22 protein-coding genes are annotated in these 20,702 nt (G+C 72.7%); 16 read left to right on the plus strand and 6 right to left on the minus strand.

Annotated elements, in window-relative coordinates; translation table 11 throughout:
• Nucleotides 1-129: 129 nt before the first annotated feature.
• A complete protein-coding gene (locus tag KUM40_RS20365; protein WP_374227401.1) occupies nucleotides 130-534 on the minus strand; it encodes an ATP-binding protein in 405 nt (134 codons plus the stop codon).
• A 112-nt stretch (nucleotides 535-646) separates the two neighbouring features.
• Here KUM40_RS20365 and KUM40_RS20370 point away from each other — a divergent pair, with 112 nt between their 5' ends.
• Nucleotides 647-1,465, plus strand: coding sequence for a helix-turn-helix transcriptional regulator (locus KUM40_RS20370; protein WP_217167444.1), 819 nt, complete (start codon nucleotides 647-649; stop codon nucleotides 1,463-1,465).
• On the plus strand, nucleotides 1,462-1,701 hold the full coding sequence (locus KUM40_RS20375; protein ID WP_217167445.1) for a DUF397 domain-containing protein: 240 nt from the start codon (nucleotides 1,462-1,464) through the stop codon (nucleotides 1,699-1,701). Before KUM40_RS20370 ends, KUM40_RS20375 begins: the two co-directional genes overlap by 4 nt.
• Here KUM40_RS20375 and KUM40_RS20380 read toward each other — a convergent pair.
• The gene (locus KUM40_RS20380) at nucleotides 1,658-3,160 is read right to left on the minus strand and encodes a carboxylesterase/lipase family protein (protein ID WP_217167446.1); all 1,503 of its coding nucleotides are present in this window, start codon (nucleotides 3,158-3,160) and stop codon (nucleotides 1,658-1,660) included. The two genes, KUM40_RS20375 and KUM40_RS20380, sit on opposite strands and share 44 nt — an antisense overlap.
• A gap of 146 nt (nucleotides 3,161-3,306) precedes the next feature.
• On the opposite strand from KUM40_RS20380, the gene KUM40_RS20385 reads away from it, so the two are divergent.
• Both KUM40_RS20385 and KUM40_RS20390 read left to right on the plus strand, forming a co-directional pair.
• Nucleotides 3,307-3,645: an STAS domain-containing protein gene (locus KUM40_RS20385; RefSeq protein ID WP_217167447.1), complete on the plus strand. Its 339-nt coding sequence runs from the start codon at nucleotides 3,307-3,309 to the stop codon at nucleotides 3,643-3,645.
• A gap of 185 nt (nucleotides 3,646-3,830) precedes the next feature.
• The gene (locus KUM40_RS20390; protein ID WP_217167448.1) at nucleotides 3,831-4,985 is read left to right on the plus strand and encodes a LacI family DNA-binding transcriptional regulator; all 1,155 of its coding nucleotides are present in this window, start codon (nucleotides 3,831-3,833) and stop codon (nucleotides 4,983-4,985) included.
• On the opposite strand, the gene KUM40_RS20395 is transcribed toward KUM40_RS20390, so the two are convergent.
• A complete protein-coding gene (locus KUM40_RS20395) occupies nucleotides 4,900-5,229 on the minus strand; it encodes a hypothetical protein (protein WP_217167449.1) in 330 nt (109 codons plus the stop codon). The two genes, KUM40_RS20390 and KUM40_RS20395, sit on opposite strands and share 86 nt — an antisense overlap.
• Nucleotides 5,230-5,362: 133 nt before the next feature.
• On the opposite strand from KUM40_RS20395, the gene KUM40_RS20400 reads away from it, so the two are divergent.
• A complete protein-coding gene (locus tag KUM40_RS20400) occupies nucleotides 5,363-5,788 on the plus strand; it encodes a VOC family protein (RefSeq protein ID WP_217167450.1) in 426 nt (141 codons plus the stop codon).
• Here KUM40_RS20400 and KUM40_RS20405 read toward each other — a convergent pair.
• The 3 genes from KUM40_RS20405 to KUM40_RS20415 are packed head-to-tail and all read right to left on the minus strand — an operon-like array spanning nucleotide 5,765 to nucleotide 8,624.
• Nucleotides 5,765-6,448, minus strand: a complete 684-nt coding sequence (locus KUM40_RS20405) for a helix-turn-helix domain-containing protein (RefSeq protein ID WP_217167451.1) — start codon at nucleotides 6,446-6,448, stop codon at nucleotides 5,765-5,767. The genes KUM40_RS20400 and KUM40_RS20405 overlap by 24 nt on opposite strands.
• 10 nt (nucleotides 6,449-6,458) lie before the next feature.
• Entirely contained in the window at nucleotides 6,459-7,394 is a 936-nt protein-coding gene (locus KUM40_RS20410) for an AraC family transcriptional regulator (protein ID WP_217167452.1), read from the minus strand.
• A 51-nt stretch (nucleotides 7,395-7,445) separates the two neighbouring features.
• The gene (locus tag KUM40_RS20415; RefSeq protein ID WP_217167453.1) at nucleotides 7,446-8,624 is read right to left on the minus strand and encodes a YihY/virulence factor BrkB family protein; all 1,179 of its coding nucleotides are present in this window, start codon (nucleotides 8,622-8,624) and stop codon (nucleotides 7,446-7,448) included.
• A gap of 110 nt (nucleotides 8,625-8,734) precedes the next feature.
• On the opposite strand from KUM40_RS20415, the gene KUM40_RS20420 reads away from it, so the two are divergent.
• The 11 genes from KUM40_RS20420 (at nucleotide 8,735) to KUM40_RS20465 (ending at nucleotide 20,470) form a co-directional block, all read left to right on the plus strand.
• The gene (locus KUM40_RS20420; RefSeq protein WP_217167454.1) at nucleotides 8,735-10,378 is read left to right on the plus strand and encodes an acyl-CoA dehydrogenase family protein; all 1,644 of its coding nucleotides are present in this window, start codon (nucleotides 8,735-8,737) and stop codon (nucleotides 10,376-10,378) included.
• A gap of 241 nt (nucleotides 10,379-10,619) precedes the next feature.
• Nucleotides 10,620-11,909 carry a GAF domain-containing protein gene (locus KUM40_RS20425; protein WP_217167455.1) on the plus strand — a complete coding sequence of 430 codons (1,290 nt, stop codon included), beginning with the start codon at nucleotides 10,620-10,622 and terminating at the stop codon, nucleotides 11,907-11,909.
• Nucleotides 11,910-12,556: 647 nt separating this feature from the next.
• Nucleotides 12,557-13,870, plus strand: a complete 1,314-nt coding sequence (locus tag KUM40_RS20430) for a hypothetical protein (protein WP_217167456.1) — start codon at nucleotides 12,557-12,559, stop codon at nucleotides 13,868-13,870.
• A gap of 84 nt (nucleotides 13,871-13,954) precedes the next feature.
• Nucleotides 13,955-14,527, plus strand: coding sequence for a GNAT family N-acetyltransferase (locus KUM40_RS20435; protein ID WP_217167457.1), 573 nt, complete (start codon nucleotides 13,955-13,957; stop codon nucleotides 14,525-14,527).
• Between the two features lie 126 nt (nucleotides 14,528-14,653).
• On the plus strand, nucleotides 14,654-14,737 hold the full coding sequence (locus KUM40_RS42685; RefSeq protein ID WP_309475039.1) for a putative leader peptide: 84 nt from the start codon (nucleotides 14,654-14,656) through the stop codon (nucleotides 14,735-14,737).
• Between the two features lie 141 nt (nucleotides 14,738-14,878).
• Entirely contained in the window at nucleotides 14,879-16,576 is a 1,698-nt protein-coding gene (gene sirA / locus KUM40_RS20440) for a sulfite reductase SirA (protein WP_217167458.1), read from the plus strand.
• Nucleotides 16,573-16,752, plus strand: a complete 180-nt coding sequence (locus tag KUM40_RS20445) for a hypothetical protein (protein WP_217167459.1) — start codon at nucleotides 16,573-16,575, stop codon at nucleotides 16,750-16,752. The genes sirA and KUM40_RS20445 overlap by 4 nt, the downstream gene beginning before the upstream one ends.
• On the plus strand, nucleotides 16,749-17,459 hold the full coding sequence (locus KUM40_RS20450; protein ID WP_217167460.1) for a phosphoadenylyl-sulfate reductase: 711 nt from the start codon (nucleotides 16,749-16,751) through the stop codon (nucleotides 17,457-17,459). The genes KUM40_RS20445 and KUM40_RS20450 overlap by 4 nt, the downstream gene beginning before the upstream one ends.
• A gap of 1 nt (nucleotide 17,460) precedes the next feature.
• Nucleotides 17,461-18,069: an adenylyl-sulfate kinase gene (cysC, locus tag KUM40_RS20455; RefSeq protein ID WP_217167461.1), complete on the plus strand. Its 609-nt coding sequence runs from the start codon at nucleotides 17,461-17,463 to the stop codon at nucleotides 18,067-18,069.
• Complete coding sequence (cysD, locus tag KUM40_RS20460) at nucleotides 18,066-19,013, plus strand: sulfate adenylyltransferase subunit CysD (protein WP_217167462.1); 948 nt, start codon at nucleotides 18,066-18,068, stop codon at nucleotides 19,011-19,013. Before cysC ends, cysD begins: the two co-directional genes overlap by 4 nt.
• A gap of 2 nt (nucleotides 19,014-19,015) precedes the next feature.
• On the plus strand, nucleotides 19,016-20,470 hold the full coding sequence (locus KUM40_RS20465; protein ID WP_254395396.1) for a sulfate adenylyltransferase subunit 1: 1,455 nt from the start codon (nucleotides 19,016-19,018) through the stop codon (nucleotides 20,468-20,470).
• Nucleotides 20,471-20,702: the final 232 nt, after the last annotated feature.

Below are 20,702 nucleotides of genomic sequence, written 5' to 3' on the forward strand. Positions count from 1 at the left end.
AGTCAAGGGTGACCCGAAGGGGCATCGCCGAAGGCGACGCGCAGCGACAGCGGAGCGCCCTTGACGCGGGTCGCGGAAGCACGACACTGGCCAAGAAGCGGGCGGCCCCACGCCCACTCCTCCAACTCCCTATGCACCACCCACCTCAAACCACACGACCTTGCCGGGCTCCCGCTCCGCCACGCCCCACTTGTCCGCCAGTTCCGACACCAGCAGCAGCCCGCGCCCGCCTTCGTCCGACTCGCCGGGGTCCAGGGGCACGGCCGGTACGCCGTCCCCGCTGTCGTGCACCTCGACGCGTACGCCGTCCCCGCAGGACAGCAGCCGCAGCAGGAAGCCCCGGCCGGGCGGCACGCCGTGCACCAGCGCGTTGGTCGCCAGTTCGCTGACGCACAGCACCACGTCGTCCGCGCGCCCGCGCACACCCCAGTCGGCGAGCACCTCTCGTGCGAACACCCGCGCGGCGGGAACGGACTGGCGCTCACGGCGGTAGAAGCGCTCACGTGGGGACGAGGGTGGAGTTTCACTGTTCACGTGACGAGAGTCACGCTCCGTGGTCATGATGAGACAGTGCGCATGGCAGTACGACCGGTCTGTACGGGTGCGCGATGGTGAAAGTACGCGACCGAGTGGGGAGTTCGACCTCATGGGCACGACTACACGGAGGAACGCCTCCGCGATGAAGATGGTGGGTGCGCTGCTCGCCCTCTACCGCCAGGCCGCCGGGCACACCCAGAGGTCACTGGGCGAGCGGTTCGTCATCGGCGAGCAGCAGATCGCCTCGATCGAGCAGGGCAGACGCCCACTGAAATCCGATCTCGCCGAGCAGCTCGACGAACTCCTGGAGACGAAGGGGGCGTTGTCAGTTGCCTTGAGCAGAATGCCCGAGGTCGATCTGGTTCCGTTGTGGGCGGAGGAGTACCTGGATCAGGAGCAGGAGGCCATCGTCATCTCCTCCTACGAGAACCAAGTGCTGCCCGGTCTGCTTCAGAGCGAGGGCTACGCCCGAGCCGTGTTCCACAGCCGCATCCCCGCCCTTGATGAGGACGAGATCGAACGGCACGTGGCGGCCCGCGTCGAACGCCAGGCACTCTTCCATCGCAAGGAGCCGCCCATCACCTGCTTTGTCGTCTGGGAGGCCGTATTGCGAGACCACTTGGGCGGCAAAGCGGTGTTCCTGGAACAGATCCGCCACCTGCGAGAGTCCTCCGAACTCCCCAACCTCGCTGTGCAAGTCTTGCCCCTGGCACGCACCGCGCATGCGGCACTCGACGGGCCGTTCGTGCTGCTTGAGACACCCGATCATCAGCGGCTTGCCTACACTGAGACACAACGGGGCAGCCAACTGATCGCTGCTCCCGACGAGGTGGCCATCCTTACGCAGAGGTGTGCGATGCTGCGGTCACAAGCCCTCACACTCGAGGACACGAGGGACCTTCTGGACCGTCTGCTAGGAGACCAATGAGCGGCAGCGCACTTCAGTGGTTCAAGTCGAGCTACAGCGGCAGCGACGGCGGCAACTGCATCGAAGTCGCCTACGACTGGCGCAAGTCCAGCTACAGCGGCGACGAAGGCGGCAACTGCGTAGAAGTCGCCACGCTCCCCACCGCCATCCACATCCGCGACTCCAAGTCCCCCGAGGGCACGGCCCCCCACGTCACCGTCGCACCAGCCGCCTGGTCCGCGTTCCTCGCGTGGTGACGTCGGCCTTCCACAGATCGAACTCGGCGTCGAGCGGGCCGTAGGCCGTACGGGGCGCACCGTCGCCGAAGACCCGCACGGGATGCGTGGCGTCCCAGGCCTCCCACCCGGGGTCTCCGGACTCCACGAACCGCACCCACGCCCCGTGCATGGCGTCGGCCAGCGACTGCGGAGCCCCCTCGCCCGCGAGCCTGCGCGAATCAGGCGTGTCTCCGGAGTCGAAGACGAAGCCCAGCTCCAGGGCGTGGCAGGCGCCGAGGTCGGGCAGGTTGGACGGCCAGGCGAACTCGTAGACGTACGACGATCCCGGGCGCGCGTCGGCCACGCGGTGCAGCGGGAGTCGGAGCAGGTGGTCGGTGACCAGTTGGCCCACCGTCTCGGCGGCCCCCGCGTCGGGACGCAGCGCACGGTAGCCGCGTACCACCTCGTTGCCGCAGTGGCAGCGGGCACGCGCGCCCGCGAGGGCCACCGCGCCGAGCCGGTCGACGCGTTCGAGGAGGCCACCGGGGACCAGCCAGAGCCGGTACTCGTCCCGGGTCCAGCCCATCATCAGGTCGACGCCCGGTGCCGCGTCGCCGTCGACGAGCGCCTCCAGCGGATCGCGGGTCAGCACGTCGCCGTCGACGACGAGGCCGAACCCGGGTCCGCCGAGTACGGGGCTGCTGAACCGCCCCACCTCGGCCTGGGCCCGCAGCAACTGAGCGCGGTCGGCGGCGGCGAACGCCTCGGCGGTGGCGGGGATCCTGAGGCGGGAGGCCATACGGCGGACGACGCGCCGTACCTTGTCGCGGTCGGCGGCCTCGGGGGCGCCGCTCTGGAGCACGGCCCGCCGGAACAGGCCCTGGGCGCGCGGCGCGGCGAGGAGGGCGCCGGTGCTGATGGCACCGGCGGACTGGCCGGCGACGGTGACCCGGTCGGGGTCGCCGCCGAAGGCCGCGATGGACTCGCGTACCCACTGGAGGGCGGCGATCTGGTCGCGCAGGCCGGCGTTGGCGGGGGCGTCCGGGAACAGTCCGTAGCCCTCCACACCCAGCCGGTAGTTGATCGAGACGCACACCACGCCGTCGCGGGCGAAGGTGTGGCCGTCGTAGACGGGGACGGCGGAGGAACCCCTGGTCAGGGCGCCGCCGTGGAGCCAGACCAGGACCGGCAGGCGGGCGCCGGGGCCCGGCTCGGGGGTCCAGACGTTGAGGTTGAGGCAGTCGTCGCCGGGGACGTCCGGGTCGGAGAGGTACTGGGCGAAGGCCTCGGAGTACGGCGGTTTCGGTGCTGTCGGGCCGAAGGAACCCGCGTCGCGCACTCCGCCCCAGGGCTCGGGCGGCAGGGGCGGGCGGAACCGGCGGGGGCCGGAGGGGGGCGCCGCGTAGGGGATGCCCCGGAACACGGCGACCGCGTGCTCGTACCTGCCGCGTACAGCCCCGTGAGGAGTGCTCACCACGGGGTTCGTCTGGCCTGCCATCTCCGCCACCAGCCCTTCGCCGCACAGTTGCACCGCTCATGTCAGAGCGTCCCGGGGCCCGGATCTATTCCGGGCCGCCCCACTTGTGACCGCTGGGGGACAATGGGAAGCACGTACGCCCGTGACGCGCCACCGAGGAGGCTGTCGTGACCGTCGACCCTCATCACTCCGGTCAGAACGCACCCGTAAGGATCGCCGAGGCCGACGGGCAGCACGCCGTGCTGAACTTCTCCGGAACGCTGGACGCACCCGCCCTGGGTCTGCTGGAAGAACTCCTCCTCGAGCCCCGGCTGCGGCAGCCCGGGGCGTTGGTCCTGGAGATGGGCGACCTGGAGCACATCGATCTGGCGTGCGCGTACGCGCTGCTGCGGACGGTCACCCGGACGCCGGCACCGGAGGCGCTCACCGTCCGGGGTGCCCGCCCGGCCGTGCACCGGACGCTGCGGCAGGCCGGGCTGGACTCCGTCGCCACCTTCACCGGGTAGCCGGCACTTCCCTGCCTCCTGCCTGGTCTCCTCCCTGTCTGCTCCCCCTGCCTCTTCCCCCTGCCTCTTCCCCCTGCCTCTTCCCTCTGCCCCCTCCCCGCTCTTCCCGCCGGGTCGCGGCGAACCTAGGATAGGAAGCGCTTTCTATCCCCGGGTGCCGGGGAGGCCGGAGAGGTGGTCGACCGATGGTCCGTACGGCGAGTGCGAGCACGTCGGCCGGGCCGACGCTGGCGGTGGTGGCCCGGGAGGCCGGGGTCTCGGTGCCGACCGCGTCCAAGGTGGTCAACGGGCGCGAGGACGTGGCGCCCGAGACCCGCCGCCGGGTCGCGGAGGCACTGGACCGCCTCGGCTATGTCCGCCGGCCCCGCTTCGACACCGCACGGGCCCCGCGGCTGGTCGACCTCGTCGTGCACTCCCTGGAGCGTTCCCGGTCGGGCGCGGTGCTGCACGGGGTGGAGGAGGCGGCGTACGGCGCGGGCCTCGAGGTCGTGGTCTCGGCGGACCTGAACCGGCCCAGGTCCGGGCCGCAGGAAGAACCGCGTCCGGCGGGCGGCCTGCTGGACAGGTTCGTCGTACGCGGCACGTCCGGGGTGCTGTTCAACCTGGCCGGGCTGACCGCCGCGCAGCACGCCTGGCTGGGGCAGCACCGCATCCCCTACGTGATGATCGACCCGGCCGTGGAACCGCCGCCCGGCGTGGCGTCGGTGGGCGCGGCGAACTGGCAGGGCGGGGTGACGGCGACCGAGCACCTGCTGCGCCTGGGGCACGAACGCATCGCCGTCGTCGCCGGCCGGCGACGCACGCTGTGCGGCGACGCGCGGGTCGCCGGGTATCGCTCCGCCCTCGCCTCGGCGGGGGTGCGCCACCGTCCCGAGTACGTCCGCCACGCCGGTTTCGACCGGGCCGCGGCCCGCCGCCGCATGCGGGAGCTGCTGGACCTGCCCGTGCCGCCGACGGCGGTGTTCGTCTGCTCGGACGCGATGGCCCTCGGCGCGTACGAGGCACTGGGCGAGCGGGGGCTGACGGTGCCCCGGGACATGAGCGTGGTCGGCTTCGACGACCTGCCCGAGGCCCGCTGGGTGACCCCCGCCCTGACCACGGTCCGCCAGCCGCTGTCGGAGATGGCGGCCACCGCGCTGCGCCTGCTGCTGCTCATGATGGACGGCCACCGCCCGGAGAGCACCCGCACGGAACTCTCGACCCGGCTGGTGGAGCGGGCGAGCACGGCAGCGCCGCACATCGCCCAGGGCGGCCCTACGGGTGGTGTGCCGCGGCGTCCTTCGTCAGCTCGACGGCCTGCACCAGGCCGAGTCCCGGCGCCGCTTCGCGCAGCACCTTGACCGCCCGGACGGAGTCGGCGGGGCCCTCGTAGCCGGCCATGGCGAAGCGTTCGTGGACCCAGCGGGCGCGCAGTTCCGCGTCGGAGGCCGCGGCGGCCCGGTCGACCAGCGCGGCGGCGCGTTCCAGTCCGGGCCGCTCCTCGGGCGTCGCCTCCGCGAGCGCCTGACGGATGCCGTGGGCGATGACGTCGGCGTCGCGCAGGACGAGGACGTTGAGTTCCGGTTGTCTGCCGCGTCCGAACATGGAGCCATGGTCGGTGCGGCGGCCGGTGGGTTGCAAGGGACTTGAGGGGCTTCTGAGGCACGGGGGCGAGACGACGTCCCCGGTGTCCGTTTTCTTCAAGACCGGGGCCGTACGCCCTGCCTACGGTGGCGCCATGACCGCACGATTCAACGCCATCAGCCTCATCGTCTCCGACATGGCCGCCTCCGTGGCCTTCTACCGCAGGCTCGGCTTCGCCTTCCCCGAGGGTTCCGAGGGCTCCGACGGTTCCGAGGGGCAGCCGCACGCCGAGGCCGAGTTGCCGGGCGGGATCCGGCTGCTGCTGGACACCGAGGAGTCCATCCGTTCCTTCACCCCCGGGTGGCAGCCGCCGGCCGGCGGCGGGCGGCACTCGCTCGCCCTGCTGTGCGACACGCCCGCCGAGGTCGACGCGTTCTACGCGGAGCTGACGGGCGCAGGCTGCAAGGGCGAGCGCGAGCCCTGGGACGCCCCCTGGGGGCAGCGGTACGCCGTGCTGGGCGACCCCGACGGCCACGGCGTCGACCTGTTCGCGCCACTAGCCGCGCAAGAGCGCGAGTAGCGTCGTGCCCGCCAAGTCGCGCACGTCCCGCGCCAGATGCGCCTGGTCCGCGAAACCGGTCCGGGCGGCCGTCTCGGCGAGGGGCGTGCCGTCGCGGGCCAGGGCGAGGGCGCGTTGCAGCCGCAGTACGCGGGCCAGCGTCTTGGGGCCGTAGCCGAAGGCGGCCAGGCAGCGGCGGTGCAGCCGGCGGGCGCCGATGCCGAGTTCGTCGGCGGTGGCGGCGACCGGGCGGCCCGCGTCGAGGGCGGCCACGACGCGGTGCAGCAGCGGGTCGGGGGGTTCGGCGTCGGCGGCCCTGGACAGCGCGGCCTCCTCCAGGCCGGTCGCCGGGTCGGGGGCCGCGTTCACGCGGGCGGCCAGGCGTCGTGCCCGCGCGGCCGGCCAGAGGTCGGTGAGGTCGACGCGCCGGTCGCGCAGTGCGTCGGCGGGGACTTCGAGGAGGGCGGGTGCGGTGCCGGGGTAGAAGCGGACGCCCGCCCAGCGGCCGGGGGCGCCTTCGGTGACGTACGCGCGGGTGTCGGGGCCCGCGACCAGCAGCCGGCCGTCGTACCAGAGCAGGTCCATGCAGCCGTCGGGCAGGACCCTGCCGGGGCCGGGCTCGCTCGGGGTGTTGGTCCACACCACCGCGCCGGCCAGCCGGGACGCCCGTTCCGCGTACACGCGTGCCAGGTTACGCCGGGGTCCGGTACTCCTGCGGGCTGACGCCGTACACCCGTTTGAAGGCGGTGGACAGGGCGAAGGCGCTGCCGTAGCCGACCTGGCGGGCGATCGCGCCGAGGGTGTCCTCGGTGTCGCGCAGCCGGTCGGCGGCGAGGGCGAGGCGCCAGCCGGTGAGGTACCCCATGGGGGGTTCGCCCACGAGGTCGGTGAAGCGCCGGGCGAGCGCGGCGCGGGAGACCCCGGCCTTGGCGGCGAGGGACGCGACCGTCCAGGGGTGCGCCGGGTCGTCCTGGAGCAGCCGCAGCACCCGGCCGACGACCGGGTCGCCCAGGGCCCGGTACCAGGCGGGCGTCTCGGCCGACGGACCGGCGAACCAGGCCCGCAGCGCGGCGATGACCAGCAGGTCGAGGAGCCGGTCCAGGACGACCTCCTGGCCCGGTTCGTCCCGCGTGACCTCTGCCGTCAGCAGGGGCGTGAGGGAGTTGTTGTCCCACGCGTCGGAGGTGAGGGACAGCAGTGGGGGCAGGGCGTCGAGCAGCCGGCCGCCGATCTCGCCCCGCACCAGGTAGGTGCCGATGAGCAGGGCGGCCTCGCCGTCGGGGCGGTCGCCCCAGGTGCGTACGCCGAGGTCCATCGAGCCGTTGAGGGGGCGTCCGTCGGGATAGCCGCACGCGCCGCCCGGCAGGATGACCGCCTGCGGGGCGGTGCCGGGGTCGTCCGCACAGGTGTACGGGTCGGGGCCGCGCGCGATGGCCAGGTCCCCGGCCCGCAGCCGCAGCCGCTCCCCCGTGTCCGGCACGACCCAGGCGTCGCCCCGGACCATCAGCATCACCGTCAGCGGCGCCCGGTCCTCGACGCGTACGGCCCACGGCGGGTCGAAACAGGCGCGGATCATGAACGCGCCACGTGCCCGGGGGCCCTCCAGCAGGCCGGCGAGTGCGTCCATGACGGCACAGCGTAGACGCACGCGCATGCGAGCGAGCCGTTCGGCGAACGGTTACGAGGCCTCGGGCTTGTCGTGGTTGTGGCCGTGGTTGTTGTGATTGTTGTGGTTGTTGTTGTGGGTGGTGGGTGGTGGGTTCTTCGCGTGGGTGCGCAGGCGGGCCGTGACGTCCTCGGGGGGCAGGAAGCGGGACCAGCGTTCCGGGAACTCGGAGGGCATGTCGGGGTCGCTGTCGCCGGCGGCGGCGGAGGTGCGGGCCACGTACTCGGCGACCTGGGCCTGGCGCAGCCGCTCGTTGGCCTCGCGGGCCGCGGCGGTCGCGGCGGCCGGCCACACCCGGTCGATGGCGGCGTTGACGGCGGCGCCGACGAGCACCGCGAACGCGGACACGCCGATCCACAGCAGCACGGCGACGGGCGCGGCCAGGGAGCCGTAGATGGTGGGGCCCTCGACCGTGTTGGTGAGGTAGATGCGCAGCAGGAAGCTGCCGAACACCCACATGGCGAGGGCGACCAGCGCGCCGGGGATGTCCTCGATCCACGGGGAGCGCACGGGCACGGACACGTGGTACAGCGTGGTCAGGAACGCCACCGACAGGATGATCACGACCGGCCAGTACAGCACCTGTACGACCGTCGTCGACCAGGGCACGATCCGCACCACGGCGTCCGGTCCCGCCACCATCAACGGCAGCGCGATCGACCCGATCAGCAGCGCGACGATGAACAGCAGGAAGGCCATCAGGCGGGTCCTGACGATGCCCCGGACGCCGTCGAGGCCGTACATCACGGTGATGGTGTCGATGAAGACGTTCACCGCGCGGGAGCCCGACCACAGGGCGAACAGGAAGCCGATGGAGATGACGTCGGGCCGGCCGCCCTTCATCACGTCGTCCAGGATCGGCTCGGTGATCTGCTTGACGCCCTTCTCGGAGAGCACCGCGCGGGAGGCGTCCAGGATGTTGTCGCGCAGGCTCTCGGTGGTGTCGGAGCCGATCCAGGAGTCGACGTAGCCGAGCAGTCCGAGGAGGCTCAGCAGCAGGGGCGGCACCGAGAGCAGGGTGAAGAACGCGGCCTCGGCGGCCAGGCCGAGGATGCGGTACTCCATGCACGAGTTGACCGTGTCCTTGAGCAGCAGCCAGGCGGTCCTGCGTTTGGAGACGTTCCGGTACAGAACCCGGGCGCGGTGGAGCCGGCCCGGGGGCCGTTCGGGGGATTCACTTGCTGGCTGCACGCCCTAAAGGTATCCGCCGCGGGGGGTGGCGCTCATCCGCGGACGGTCCGCGGACGTCCACGGTTCCGTCCCGGCTCGCCGCGGGCGCACGGCACGGTAGGTTCACGTTCATGGCAGGCAGTACCCACACCGTGACGAATCAGGCGCCGCCGCTGACCGGCTACGACGTCTTCACCGCCGACCGGGCCCTGACGGAGGCGGTCGAGCGGCACCTGGCCCCTCGGCTGCGTACGGAGGCGCTCGCGGAGCTGTCGGGCCTCGGCCGCGGTTGCGGCTCGCTCCAGACCCAGGAGTGGGGCGCGCGGGCCAACGACAATCCGCCGGTCCTGCGCACCCACGACCGCTACGGCCACCGCGTCGACGAGGTCGACTTCCACCCGGCCTGGCACCGGCTGCTGGGCAAGGGCGTCTCGGCGGGTCTGACCGACGCCTGGTCCCGGCCGGGCGGGCATGTGCGGCGCGCGGCCGGTTTCCTCATGTGGACCCAGGTGGACGCGGGCAACTGCTGTCCGCTGTCGATGACCCACGCCGCGGTGCCGGCCCTGCGCACCGACCCGGACCTGGCCGCCGAGTGGGAGCCGCGGCTGACCTCCCGCGTGTACGACCGGGAGCTGCGGCCCGCGCACCTGAAGGCCGGGGCGCTGTTCGGGATGGGCATGACGGAGAAGCAGGGCGGCAGCGACGTACGGGCGAACACCACCTCTGCGCGGCCGCTGGCCGAGGACGGGACGTACGAGCTGACCGGGCACAAGTGGTTCTGCTCGGCGCCGATGTCGGACGGTTTCCTGGTGCTGGCGCGGGCGCCGGGAGGGCTGACCTGCTTCCTGGTGCCGCGCGTGCTCGCCGACGGCACCCGCAACGTCTTCCTGATCCAGCGGCTCAAGGACAAGCTGGGCAACCGGTCCAACGCCTCCGCCGAGGTCGAGTTCGCCGGGACCTGGGCGCGCCGGGTCGGCGAGGAGGGGCGCGGGGTGCCCACGATCATCGACATGGTGGCGGCGACCCGGCTCGACTGCGTGCTGGGTTCGGCGGGGCTGATGCGGCAGGCGGTGACGCAGGCGGTGCACCACTGCGCGTACCGCGAGGCGTTCGGCGGGAAGCTGGTCGACAAGCCGCTGATGCGCAACGTCCTCGCGGACCTCGCGCTGGAGTCGGAGGCGGCGACCACGCCGGCGCTGCGGCTGGCGGCGGCGTACGACGCGGCCCAGGCCGGTGACGAGGGGGAGCGGGCGCTGCTGCGGCTGGTGGTGCCGGCGGCCAAGTACTGGGTGACCAAGCGGTGTGCGCCGGTGGCGGTGGAGGCGGCCGAGTGCCTGGGCGGCAACGGGTACGTGGAGGAGTCGGGCCTGCCCCGGCTGGTGCGCGAGTCGCCGCTGAACTCGATCTGGGAGGGCGCCGGGAACGTGCAGGCGCTGGACGTGCTGCGGGCGCTGGGACGGGAGCCGCAGGCACTGGACGCGTATCTGACGGAGGTGGGCCGGGCGCGCGGCGCCGATCACCGGCTGGACGGGGCGATCCGGGGGCTGCTGACGGAACTGGCCGACCTGGAGGCCGCCGAGGGGCGGGCGCGGCGTCTTGTGGAGCGGCTGGCGCTGGTGTTCCAGGGCGCGCTGCTGGTCCGGTACGCGCCGCCGGAGGTGGCCGACGCGTTCTGCGCCTCGCGGCTGGGCGGCGACGGGGGCGCGGCCTTCGGCACGCTGCCGCCCACGCTGGACCTGGCGTCGGTGGTGGAGCGGGCCCGGCCGGTGGCCTGATCCCGCCGCGTGGCGCGGGGGTGGTGCTGCGCCGACACGGCACCACCCCCGCCACACGGGCCCGTTCAGGCCGCGTACGCCGCTCGGGACGGCGTAGTTCAAGTTTGGACACCTGCAGGTCCGTCCACCAGGGTTGCAGGGGGTTGCAACTTGCGGTCGGCTGTGTGCGGACTGTGTCCTCGTGGCCCGGGCAACCGGTCACTATGAGACGAACATTCGGCTTCCGGAAGGACGAGGACCCGTGGCGCTCTCGCCGATGGACGTGACGCAGTTCGCCGCCGTCGACACGGCGCGTGCGGCCCGGATGCTCAGCGAGGTCCGCTCGGCGAGACTCTCGGGCGGGCGGGCTCCGGTGGCGCCGCGTCCGGTGATCGAGCAGTCCTGGGAGCGGATGCTGCGCGGCGGCGTCGATCCGGAGCACGACTTCCGCTCCGGGCTGCTGTCCCCCGAGGAGGTACGGCGGCGGCGCGAGTCCTCGGAGCTGCGGCATGTGCTGCCGGTGCTGCGGGAGGCGCTGCTGTCGGTCGCGGACGTGGCCCACCACATCATGGTGGTCGCCGACGACGACGGCCGGGTGCTGTGGCGGGAGGGCAGCGCGCCGGTGCTGCGCAGGGCCGACGGGCTCGGGTTCGAACTGGGCGCGGACTGGCGGGAGGAGGTGGTCGGCACCAACGGCGTGGGGACGCCCGCGGTCACCCGGCGGCCCGTCCAGGTCTTCGCCTCGGAGCACTTCGTACGGTCCCAGGCGACCTGGACCTGTGCCGGGGCGCCCATCACCGACCCGCGCAGCGGGCTGCTGCTCGGCGTGGTCGACGTGAGCGGGCCGCTGGAGACGATGCATCCGGCGACGCTCGCCTGGGTCGACTCGGTGGCCAAGCTCGCCGAGGCCAGGCTGCGGGAGTTGCACACGCAGTCGTTGGAGCGGCTGCGGGCGGTGGCCGCGCCGGTGCTGGCCCGGCTTGCGGGGCGGGCGCTGGTGGCGGACCGGGACGGCTGGACGGCGGCGGTGACGGGGATGCCGTACCTGGAGCGGGTGGTGCTGCCCAAGTCGCCGGAGGCGGGGGCACGGTGGCTGCCGGTGCTCGGGGCGTGCACCGTGGAGCCGCTTGCCGAGGGCTGGTTGGTGCGGGCCGCCGCCGAACCGGTGCCGCAGGGTGCCACCCGGATCGTGCTGGACCTCGGGCAGCCGCGCCGCTGGTCGGTACGGGTGCTGGGGGGCGCGGAGGACTGGGCCCGGGAACTGAGTCCCCGGCACGCGGAGTTGCTGTACCTGCTGGCGGTGCACCGGGGTGGTCGCAGCGCGGCCGGGCTGGCCGGGGACATGTTCGGCGACCCGGCCCGCACGGTGACGGTCCGGGCCGAGATGTCGCGGGTCCGCAGGTATCTCGGGGCCTACTTGGAACACCGGCCGTATCGTTTCTGCGAAGACGCCGAGGTCGAGATCCTCCTGCCTCCCGACCCCCGCGACCTGCTCCCCCACTCGACGGCACCGGCGGTGATGGACGGCCGCGCGTCGACGGGGGTGCGGTAAGGGCGGGGTGCCGTAAGGGCGGGGCCGTTAGGGCGGGGGCGTTCGCCCACATCCACGGCGCCCGGGCCCTCCCGCCCGGGCCTTCGTCGCGCCGAGCCTCCCGCCGCTCTCCCTACGCCGGGCGCCGGGTGTGGGGCGTGGGACGCAGGGCGTGGGGCCGTGGGGCGCAGGGCGCCGGTGCCACGGGACGTACGCGGCATGGGTCCCCGCCCGGCCGGACACCCGCCGGGCCCCGCCCGGGCCCCCGGCGCCCGGCCGGGCCCCGGCGGAGGGCAGGGTGCCCGTCGCGGCGCGTTCCCGGGCTCCCCGGCACCCGCCCAGGGTCCCGGCGGAGGGCGGGTGCCCGTCCCGGCGCGTCCCGGGCCCCCTGACGCCCGCCCGGGGCCCCGCCGGAGGGCGGGTGCCCGTCCCGGCGCGTCCCGGGCGCCCTGACGCCCGCCCGGGGCCCCGGCGGAGGGCTGGTGCCCGTCACGGCCCGTCCCGGGCGCCACGGATGGCCGTAAAGACGGGTTGATTTCGCATAATTGCATCGTCCGCGTCCGCCGACCCGCCCGTCTGTCGTAGCATCGTCTACGGACCGCCCCATCCGCTCCTCGGTCAACGCGACCACCGTCGAGCGCAGTTGGACCGGTGCTCGTGGAGGTTCTATGCAGCAGCGCGGCAGACACCGCCGGCGCAGACGGGGCAGGGCGCTGCGCGCGGCCCTGACCGGCGCGGCTCTCGCGCTGACCGGCGCCGCCACGCTGATCAGCGCCTCGCAGGCCACGGTCGCCGACGACCCCGGCGCCCTCAAACCCCTCACCTCCGCCACCGAGACCGACGCGCTGCGGCTGACGGAACACCGCGTACCGCGCCCCTGGCTCGACCGGCTCTCCGCCGCGATGGGCGAACCGGTGGGCGTCGACGCCGTCCTCGACTCCGCCGACCACACACTGCGTGACTCCGCCGACTGCACGGCCGGGGAGCGGGAGGCCCTGCCGGTCTTCCCCGCCGCCACCCGCGCCTACTGCTGGGACGACGCCGACACCGAGGGCTGGCGCCCCGGCGCGGTCACCACCTCCGGGGACGCCGACGAGGACGGCCGCTGGGGCACCCACCGCGTCATCCTCTCCGCCTGGTCCCGCGACGACGACACGCCCGAGGGCGGCCTCGCCCGGGTCTCCTTCGTCGACGCCGACGACCCCGCCCACCTCGGCTACACCTCGGCGCTCCTCGCCGTACCGGTCGACGGCGGCCACGACTACCGGGGGCTCGCCTCCCCCGTCACCGGCATGGTCTGGTACCAGGACAAGCTGCTGGTCACCACCGGCGCCGGGGACCGCGACGCGCTGTACGTGTACGACGTGGAACGGATCCAGCGGGCCACCACCACGGCGAACGCCGTCGGCCGGGTGCCCGGGGGCTGGGCGGCGAACGGCCACCGCTACGTGCTGCCCGCCGTCGCCTCCTACCGGCTCCCCGACACCGACGACGCCGCCCGGCCCGGCGCGATCTCCCTGGACCGGGGCACGTCCCCCGACAGCCTGGTGGCGAGCGAACGGGTCGACGCGGACAGCGACCGCCCCACCCGGCTGTGGCGCTACGCGCTGCGCACGGGCACGGACCCCGATCGCACCGGACTGCCGGTCACCGACTCCGCCGGGCAGGTGGACGCGGTGGAGGCGTACGAGACCGGGGCCGCCGAGGTCGGCGGCGTGCTGTCGCACCGCCGGCCCGGCACGGCGGGCTCCGACTGGTACCTGGGGCGCGCGGCCGGTGGACAGGACGGGCGCGGCACCCTGTGGCGCCAGGACTCGGAGGGCGCCCGGGCCACGGAGTGCGGGGCGGACCGGTCGCAGCGGTGCTGGAGCGGAGAGGCGGGCTCCCTGTCGTACTGGGCGCAGACCGGCGAGGTCTGGTCGCAGTCGGGCCGCATGCTGTTCGCGCTGCCCCTGACGTCGATCGAGGACGCGCTCGACTGACGGGCACGGGTGACGGGGTCCGGGTGACGGGCCCGTACGGGCGGGGATCGACAGATCCGCGAGGCGGATGATTCCCTGACCGGCATGACCAACATCGCCGTGACCACGTGGTCCCTGGAGCAGACGGCGCCCACCGATCTGCTGCCGGCCGCCGCGCCGGAGGGGGACGTCCGGATCGTCCGCTCCGAGGTTCCCTCCCCCGAGTTCAGCCGGTTCCTGTACGCCTCGGTCGGCGGCGACATCCGCTGGACGGACCGGCTCGGCTGGAGCCACGCGCGGTGGCGGGAGCACCTGGAGCGGCCCGGCGTGGAGACCTGGGTCGCCCACGACCACGGCACGCCCGCCGGGTACGTGGAGCTGACGCCCGGCGACGACGGGGTCGTGGAGATCGAGTACTTCGGCCTGATCCCGGCGTTCCGGGGCCGGCGCATCGGCGGCCACCTCCTCTCGTACGGCACCGCCCGCGCGTGGGACCTGGCGGAGCGCTGGCCGGGGCTGGCCACGACGAAGCGTGTGTGGCTGCACACGTGCAGCAAGGACGGCGCGTACGCGATGGACAACTACCAGCGCCGCGGGTTCCACCTGTTCGACACCAAGGTGGAGGAAGAAGCGGAAGTGGCCACTCCGGGGCCGTGGCCGGGGGCTTTCCCTTCCTGACCTGCGTCGACACGTCTGTTTTCGGCCGTGTGACCAACGACACCCTTGTCTCACTCTACGGGACAAGGGTGTCCGCATCTTGGATTAAGCTGGACCTGCTCCAGACCGCCGTGCCACGCTTCCGTCATGCCTGGAACTGGAATTGCCTTGGTGAGTCGGCGGCACGTCGACCTCGGCCGCATGTCCAGCGCCATCTGTCCGGGCCGCTGAGAGCACCCTCCAGCCCTTCCGGATTCCCCGCATTCGCCTGATTCCCGCGCAATGACGCGCACGTATGCCTCCCGTACGCCATGCGCCCATGCGCGCAGGTCAGAGCCGCTTTCCGCCTGTCCCGAAGGACGTGTCAAAACGATGACCGCCACCCCACCCAAGCCTGCTGCCGCGACCCCACGCCGCAAGGTGAGCCGTCACCGCGGTGAGGGCCAGTGGGCGGCCGGGCACTTCACCCCGCTCAACGGGAACGAGCAGGCCAAGAAGGACGACGACGGTCTCAACGTTCGGACACGTATTGAGACGATCTACTCCAAGCGCGGTTTCGACTCGATCGACCCCGGCGACCTGCGCGGCCGGATGCGCTGGTGGGGGCTCTACACCCAGCGCCGCCAGGGGATCGACGGCGGCAAGACGGCGATTCTGGAGCCGGAGGAGCTGGACGACAGCTACTTCATGATGCGCGTCCGTATCGACGGCGGCGCGCTGACCACCGCGCAACTGCGCGTCATCGGCGAGATCTCGCAGGAGTTCGCGCGCGGCACGGCCGACATCACCGACCGGCAGAACGTCCAGTACCACTGGATCCGGATCGAGGACGTGCCCGAGATCTGGAACCGCCTGGAGGGCGTCGGCCTGTCCACGGTCACCGCCTGCGGCGACACGCCCCGCGTGATGATCGGCTCCCCGGTCGCGGGCATCGCCGAGGACGAGATCATCGACGGCACGCCGGCGCTCGAGGAGATGAAGCGCCGGGTCCTGAACAACCCGGCGTACTCGAACCTCCCCCGCAAGTTCAAGACCGCGATCTCCGGGTCGCCGGTCCTTGACGTGGTGCACGAGATCAACGACGTGGCGTTCGTCGGCGTCGAGCACCCCGAGCACGGGCCGGGCTTCGACCTCTGGGTCGGCGGCGGGCTGTCCACCAACCCCAAGCTGGGCGTGCGCCTGAACGCCTGGGTGCCGATCGAGGACGTCCCGGACGTCTACGAGGGCGTCATCTCCATCTTCCGCGACTACGGCTACCGGCGGCTGCGCAACCGCGCCCGCCTGAAGTTCCTGGTCGCCGACTGGGGCGCGGAGAAGTTCCGCCAGGTCCTTGAGGACGAGTACCTGAAGCGGAAGCTGACCGACGGCCCGGCGCCGGCCGAGCCCACCAGCCGCTGGCGCGACCACATCGGCGTGCACCGGCAGCGCGACGGCCGCTACTACGTCGGCTTCGCCCCGCGCGTGGGCCGCGTGGACGGCACGATCCTGACCAAGGTCGCCGAACTGGCCGAGGCACACGGCTCGCAGCGCGTCCGCACCACCGTCGAACAGAAGATGATCGTCCTTGATGTCGAGGAGGGCCGGGTCGACTCCCTGGTGGAGTCCCTGGAGGCGCTCGACCTCACCGCCCGCCCCTCCACCTTCCGGCGCGGCACCATGGCCTGCACCGGCATCGAGTTCTGCAAGCTCGCCATCGTCGAGACCAAGGCCCGCGGCTCCGCTCTGATCGACGAGCTGGAGCGCCGCCTCCCGGACTTCGACGAGCCCCTCACCATCAACCTCAACGGCTGCCCGAACGCCTGCGCCCGCATCCAGACCGCGGACATCGGTCTCAAGGGCCAGCTCATGCTCGACGAGCGGGGCGAGCAGGTCGAGGGATACCAGGTGCACCTGGGCGGCGCACTGGGCCTGGAACCCGGCTTCGGCCGCAAGGTGCGCGGCCTGAAGGTGACGGCGGAGGAGCTGCCGGACTACGTGGAGCGCGTCCTGACGCGCTACCGGGCCGAGCGGGAGGACGGCGAGCGCTTCGCCACCTGGGCGGCCCGCGCCTCCGAGGAGGCCCTGTCGTGACGGAGCGCGCCGCACCCTTCTACTGCCCCTACTGCGGCGACGAGGACCTGCGTCCGGGTGAGCAGGGCCACGGCGCCTGGGAATGCGCGGCGTGCAACCGCGCATTCCAGTTGAAGTTCGTCGGGCTGCTGGCCCGGGGGCTTCAGCCCAATCCCACGGGAGGGGAACCGACATGACCGCGGTTCAGGAAGAGCGTACGACCGAGGACCTCAAGACCCTCGCCGAGCGGGCGGGCCGTGAGCTGGAGGACGCCTCCGCACTGGAGATCCTCCGCTGGGCCGCCGACACCTTCGGCAGCCGTTTCTGCGTGACCTCCTCGATGGAGGACGCGGTCGTCGCCCACCTCGCCTCCCGCGCCCTGCCCGGCGTGGACGTGGTGTTCCTCGACACCGGCTACCACTTCCCGGAGACCATCGGCACCCGGGACGCGGTCGAGGCCGTGATGGACGTGAACGTCATCACGCTCACCCCGCGCCAGACGGTCGCCGAGCAGGACGCCGAGTACGGGCCGAGGCTGCACGACCGCGACCCCGACCTGTGCTGCGCGCTGCGCAAGGTGAAGCCGCTGGAGGAGGGCCTGAAGGGCTACCAGGCCTGGGCGACCGGGCTGCGCCGCGACGAGTCCCCGACCCGGGCGAACACTCCGGTCGTCGGCTGGGACGAGAACCGGGGCAAGGTGAAGATTTCCCCCATCGCCAAATGGTCACAGGAAGATGTGGAAACGTACGTCACCGAGCACGGCGTTCTCACCAACCCGCTGCTGATGGACGGCTATGCCTCCGTGGGCTGCGCGCCCTGCACCCGTCGTGTGCTGGAGGGCGAGGACGCCCGCGCCGGACGCTGGGCGGGCCGCTCCAAGACCGAGTGCGGACTGCACGGCTGACATGACGACGACCGCCGGACCGACGACCACCACACCGACGACATCCGGACCATCGAGATCCAGGGAGAACCACGTGACGACCGGAGCCACCGTCTGGCTCACGGGGCTGCCCAGCGCCGGCAAGACCACCATCGCCCGCGAGCTGGCCGACCGCCTGCGCGAGGAGGGCCGACGCGTCGAGCTCCTCGACGGCGACGAGATCCGCGAGTTCCTGTCGGCCGGTCTCGGCTTCGGCCGCGCGGACCGGCACACCAACGTGCAGCGCATCGGCTTCGTGGCCGAGCTGCTCGCCCGCAACGGCGTCACGGCGCTGGTGCCGGTGATCGCCCCGTACGCGGACAGCCGGGACGCGGTGCGTGAGCGCCACGAGGCGAACGGCACGGCGTACGTGGAGGTGCACGTGGCCACGCCGGTCGAGGTGTGCTCGGTGCGCGACGTGAAGGGCCTGTACGCCAAGCAGGCCGCGGGTGAGCTGACGGGGCTCACCGGGGTGGACGACCCGTACGAGGAGCCCGTCAAGCCCGACCTGCGCATCGAGTCGCAGGACCAGACCGTCCAGGAGTCCGCCGCGGCGGTCCACGCCCTGCTCACCGAAAGGGGACTGGCATGACGACGTCCACGACGTCCGCCGCCACGGTGGAGGAGGGTACGGGCAGCCCGTACACCCTCTCCCACCTCGACGCCCTCGAGTCCGAGGCGGTGCACATCTTCCGTGAGGTGGCGGGTGAGTTCGAGCGGCCGGTGATCCTCTTCTCCGGCGGCAAGGACTCGATCCTGATGCTGCACCTGGCGCTCAAGGCGTTCGCCCCGGCCGCGGTGCCCTTCTCGCTGCTGCATGTGGACACCGGGCACAACTTCCCCGAGGTCCTGGACTACCGCGACCGCGCGGTCGCCCGGCACGGACTGCGGCTGCACGTCGCCTCCGTGCAGGACTACATCGACCGCGGTGTGCTCAAGGAACGCCCGGACGGCCTCCGCAATCCGCTGCAGACCCTGCCGCTGACGGAGAAGATCCAGGCGGAGAAGTTCGACGCGGTCTTCGGCGGCGGACGGCGGGACGAGGAGAAGGCGCGGGCCAAGGAGCGGGTGTTCTCGCTGCGCGACGAGTTCTCCCAGTGGGACCCGCGCCGCCAGCGCCCCGAACTGTGGAACCTCTACAACGGCCGGCACTCCCCCGGCGAACACGTCCGCGTCTTCCCGCTGTCCAACTGGACCGAGCTGGACGTGTGGCAGTACATCGCCCGCGAGGGCATCGAACTGCCCGCCATCTACTACGCCCACGAGCGTGAGGTCTTCGCCCGCTCCGGCATGTGGCTGACCGCCGGTGAGTGGGGCGGCCCCAAGGACGGCGAGGGTGTCGAGAAGCGGCGGGTGCGCTACCGCACCGTCGGCGACATGTCCTGCACCGGCGCCGTCGACTCCGACGCCGACAGCATCGCCAAGGTGATCACCGAGATCGCCGTCTCCCGCCTCACCGAGCGCGGCGCGACCCGCGCCGACGACAAGATGTCCGAGGCCGCGATGGAAGACCGCAAGCGCGAGGGGTACTTCTAGCCATGACCAGCACCACCGAACCCACCGAACCCTCCCGGCCCACCGGCCCCGCCACCGGCCCCGCCACCGGCCCCGCCACCGGCCCCGACACCGCTGTCGAGTCCGCCGGGTCCGTCGAGCCCGCCGGGGCGTTGGCAGCCTGGCAGTTGTCGGAGACGACCCTGCTGCGGTTCGCCACCGCCGGGTCGGTCGACGACGGCAAGTCCACGCTGGTGGGGCGTCTGCTGCACGACTCGAAGTCGGTGCTGACCGACCAGTTGGAGGCCGTCGAGCGCGCCTCCGCCAGCCGCGGCCAGGACGCCCCCGACCTCGCGCTGCTCACCGACGGCCTGCGCGCCGAGCGGGAGCAGGGCATCACCATCGACGTGGCCTACCGCTACTTCGCCACCCCGCGCCGCCGGTTCATCCTGGCCGACACCCCCGGGCACGTGCAGTACACCCGGAACATGGTCACCGGCGCCTCCACCGCCGAGCTGACCGTCATCCTCGTCGACGCCCGCAACGGCGTCGTCGAGCAGACCCGCCGGCACGCCGCGATCGCCGCCCTGCTGCGCGTCCCGCACGTCGTCCTGGCCGTCAACAAAATGGACCTGGTCGACTACCGGGAACCCGTCTTCGCCGCCATCGCGAAGGAGTTCACCGCCTACGCCACCGAGCTGGGCGTCCCCGAGGTCACCGCCATCCCCATCTCCGCCCTCGCCGGGGACAACGTGGTGGAACCCTCCGCGGTCATGGACTGGTACGGCGGCCCCACCGTCCTGGAACACCTGGAGACCGTCCCGGTCAGCCACGACCTCGCACACTGCCACGCCCGGCTGCCCGTGCAGTACGTGATCCGGCCCCGCACCGCCGAGCACCCCGACTACCGCGGCTACGCCGGCCAGATCGCCGCCGGCACCTTCCGCATCGGCGACGAGGTCACCGTCCTGCCCTCGGGCCGCACCTCGAAGGTCTCCGGCATCGACCTGCTCGGCACACCCGTCGACGCCGCCTGGACGCCGCAGTCGGTCACCCTGCTGCTGGAGGACGACATCGACGTCTCCCGCGGCGACCTCATCGTGCCCCGCCAGGACGCCCCGGCCACCAGCCAGGACGTCGAGGCCACCGTCTGCCACGTCGCCGACGCCCCCCTCACCGTCGGCCACCGCGTGCTCCTCAAGCACGGCACCCGCACCGTCAAGGCCATCGTCAAGGACATCCCCGCCCGCCTCACCCTCGACGACCTGTCCCTGCACCCCCACCCCGGACAGCTCGCCGCCAACGACATCGGCCGCGTCAAGATCCGCACCGCCGAGCCGCTGCCCGCCGACTCCTACGCCGACTCCCGCCGCACCGGGTCCTTCATCCTCATCGACCCCAGCGACGGCACGACCCTCACCGCCGGCATGGCAGGCGAGTCCTTCGCCGCACCCGAACCCGTCAACGACCCGGCAGACGACGACGGATGGGACTTCTGAACATGAACTCCCCCGACGTCTACTCCACGTTCGCCAAGGAGGGCGGCCGCGTCGGCAGCGGTGCTCTCGGCAGCGGACAGGGCGGAGTGGCGCGATGTGCGCGTTGACGTACGCGCACTGCCCGCGCGCCCTCGCCCGCCACCCGCACAGCCGAAGACCTGCCGACCTCCCGGCCACGACCTGACACCTCGGACGAACCGACAGGCGTGAGAGCCGGACCAACGAGAGGAAC

The organism is Streptomyces sp. AC512_CC834 (assembly GCF_019049325.1).
In the GTDB taxonomy this organism is placed as follows: domain Bacteria; phylum Actinomycetota; class Actinomycetes; order Streptomycetales; family Streptomycetaceae; genus Streptomyces.

Coding starts and splice junctions, on each gene's coding strand:
- KUM40_RS20370 (WP_217167444.1), top strand. CDS start 647: ATGGGCACGACTACACGGAGGAACGCCTCCGCGATGAAGATGGTGGGT.
- KUM40_RS20375 (WP_217167445.1), top strand. CDS start 1,462: ATGAGCGGCAGCGCACTTCAGTGGTTCAAGTCGAGCTACAGCGGCAGC.
- KUM40_RS20380 (WP_217167446.1), bottom strand. CDS start 3,160: ATGGCAGGCCAGACGAACCCCGTGGTGAGCACTCCTCACGGGGCTGTA.
- KUM40_RS20390 (WP_217167448.1), top strand. CDS start 3,831: ATGGTCCGTACGGCGAGTGCGAGCACGTCGGCCGGGCCGACGCTGGCG.
- KUM40_RS20395 (WP_217167449.1), bottom strand. CDS start 5,229: ATGTTCGGACGCGGCAGACAACCGGAACTCAACGTCCTCGTCCTGCGC.
- KUM40_RS20400 (WP_217167450.1), top strand. CDS start 5,363: ATGACCGCACGATTCAACGCCATCAGCCTCATCGTCTCCGACATGGCC.
- KUM40_RS20410 (WP_217167452.1), bottom strand. CDS start 7,394: ATGGACGCACTCGCCGGCCTGCTGGAGGGCCCCCGGGCACGTGGCGCG.
- KUM40_RS20420 (WP_217167454.1), top strand. CDS start 8,735: ATGGCAGGCAGTACCCACACCGTGACGAATCAGGCGCCGCCGCTGACC.
- KUM40_RS20430 (WP_217167456.1), top strand. CDS start 12,557: ATGCAGCAGCGCGGCAGACACCGCCGGCGCAGACGGGGCAGGGCGCTG.
- KUM40_RS20435 (WP_217167457.1), top strand. CDS start 13,955: ATGACCAACATCGCCGTGACCACGTGGTCCCTGGAGCAGACGGCGCCC.
- KUM40_RS42685 (WP_309475039.1), top strand. CDS start 14,654: ATGCCTGGAACTGGAATTGCCTTGGTGAGTCGGCGGCACGTCGACCTC.
- sirA (WP_217167458.1), top strand. CDS start 14,879: ATGACCGCCACCCCACCCAAGCCTGCTGCCGCGACCCCACGCCGCAAG.
- KUM40_RS20450 (WP_217167460.1), top strand. CDS start 16,749: ATGACCGCGGTTCAGGAAGAGCGTACGACCGAGGACCTCAAGACCCTC.
- cysC (WP_217167461.1), top strand. CDS start 17,461: ATGACGACGACCGCCGGACCGACGACCACCACACCGACGACATCCGGA.
- cysD (WP_217167462.1), top strand. CDS start 18,066: ATGACGACGTCCACGACGTCCGCCGCCACGGTGGAGGAGGGTACGGGC.
- KUM40_RS20465 (WP_254395396.1), top strand. CDS start 19,016: ATGACCAGCACCACCGAACCCACCGAACCCTCCCGGCCCACCGGCCCC.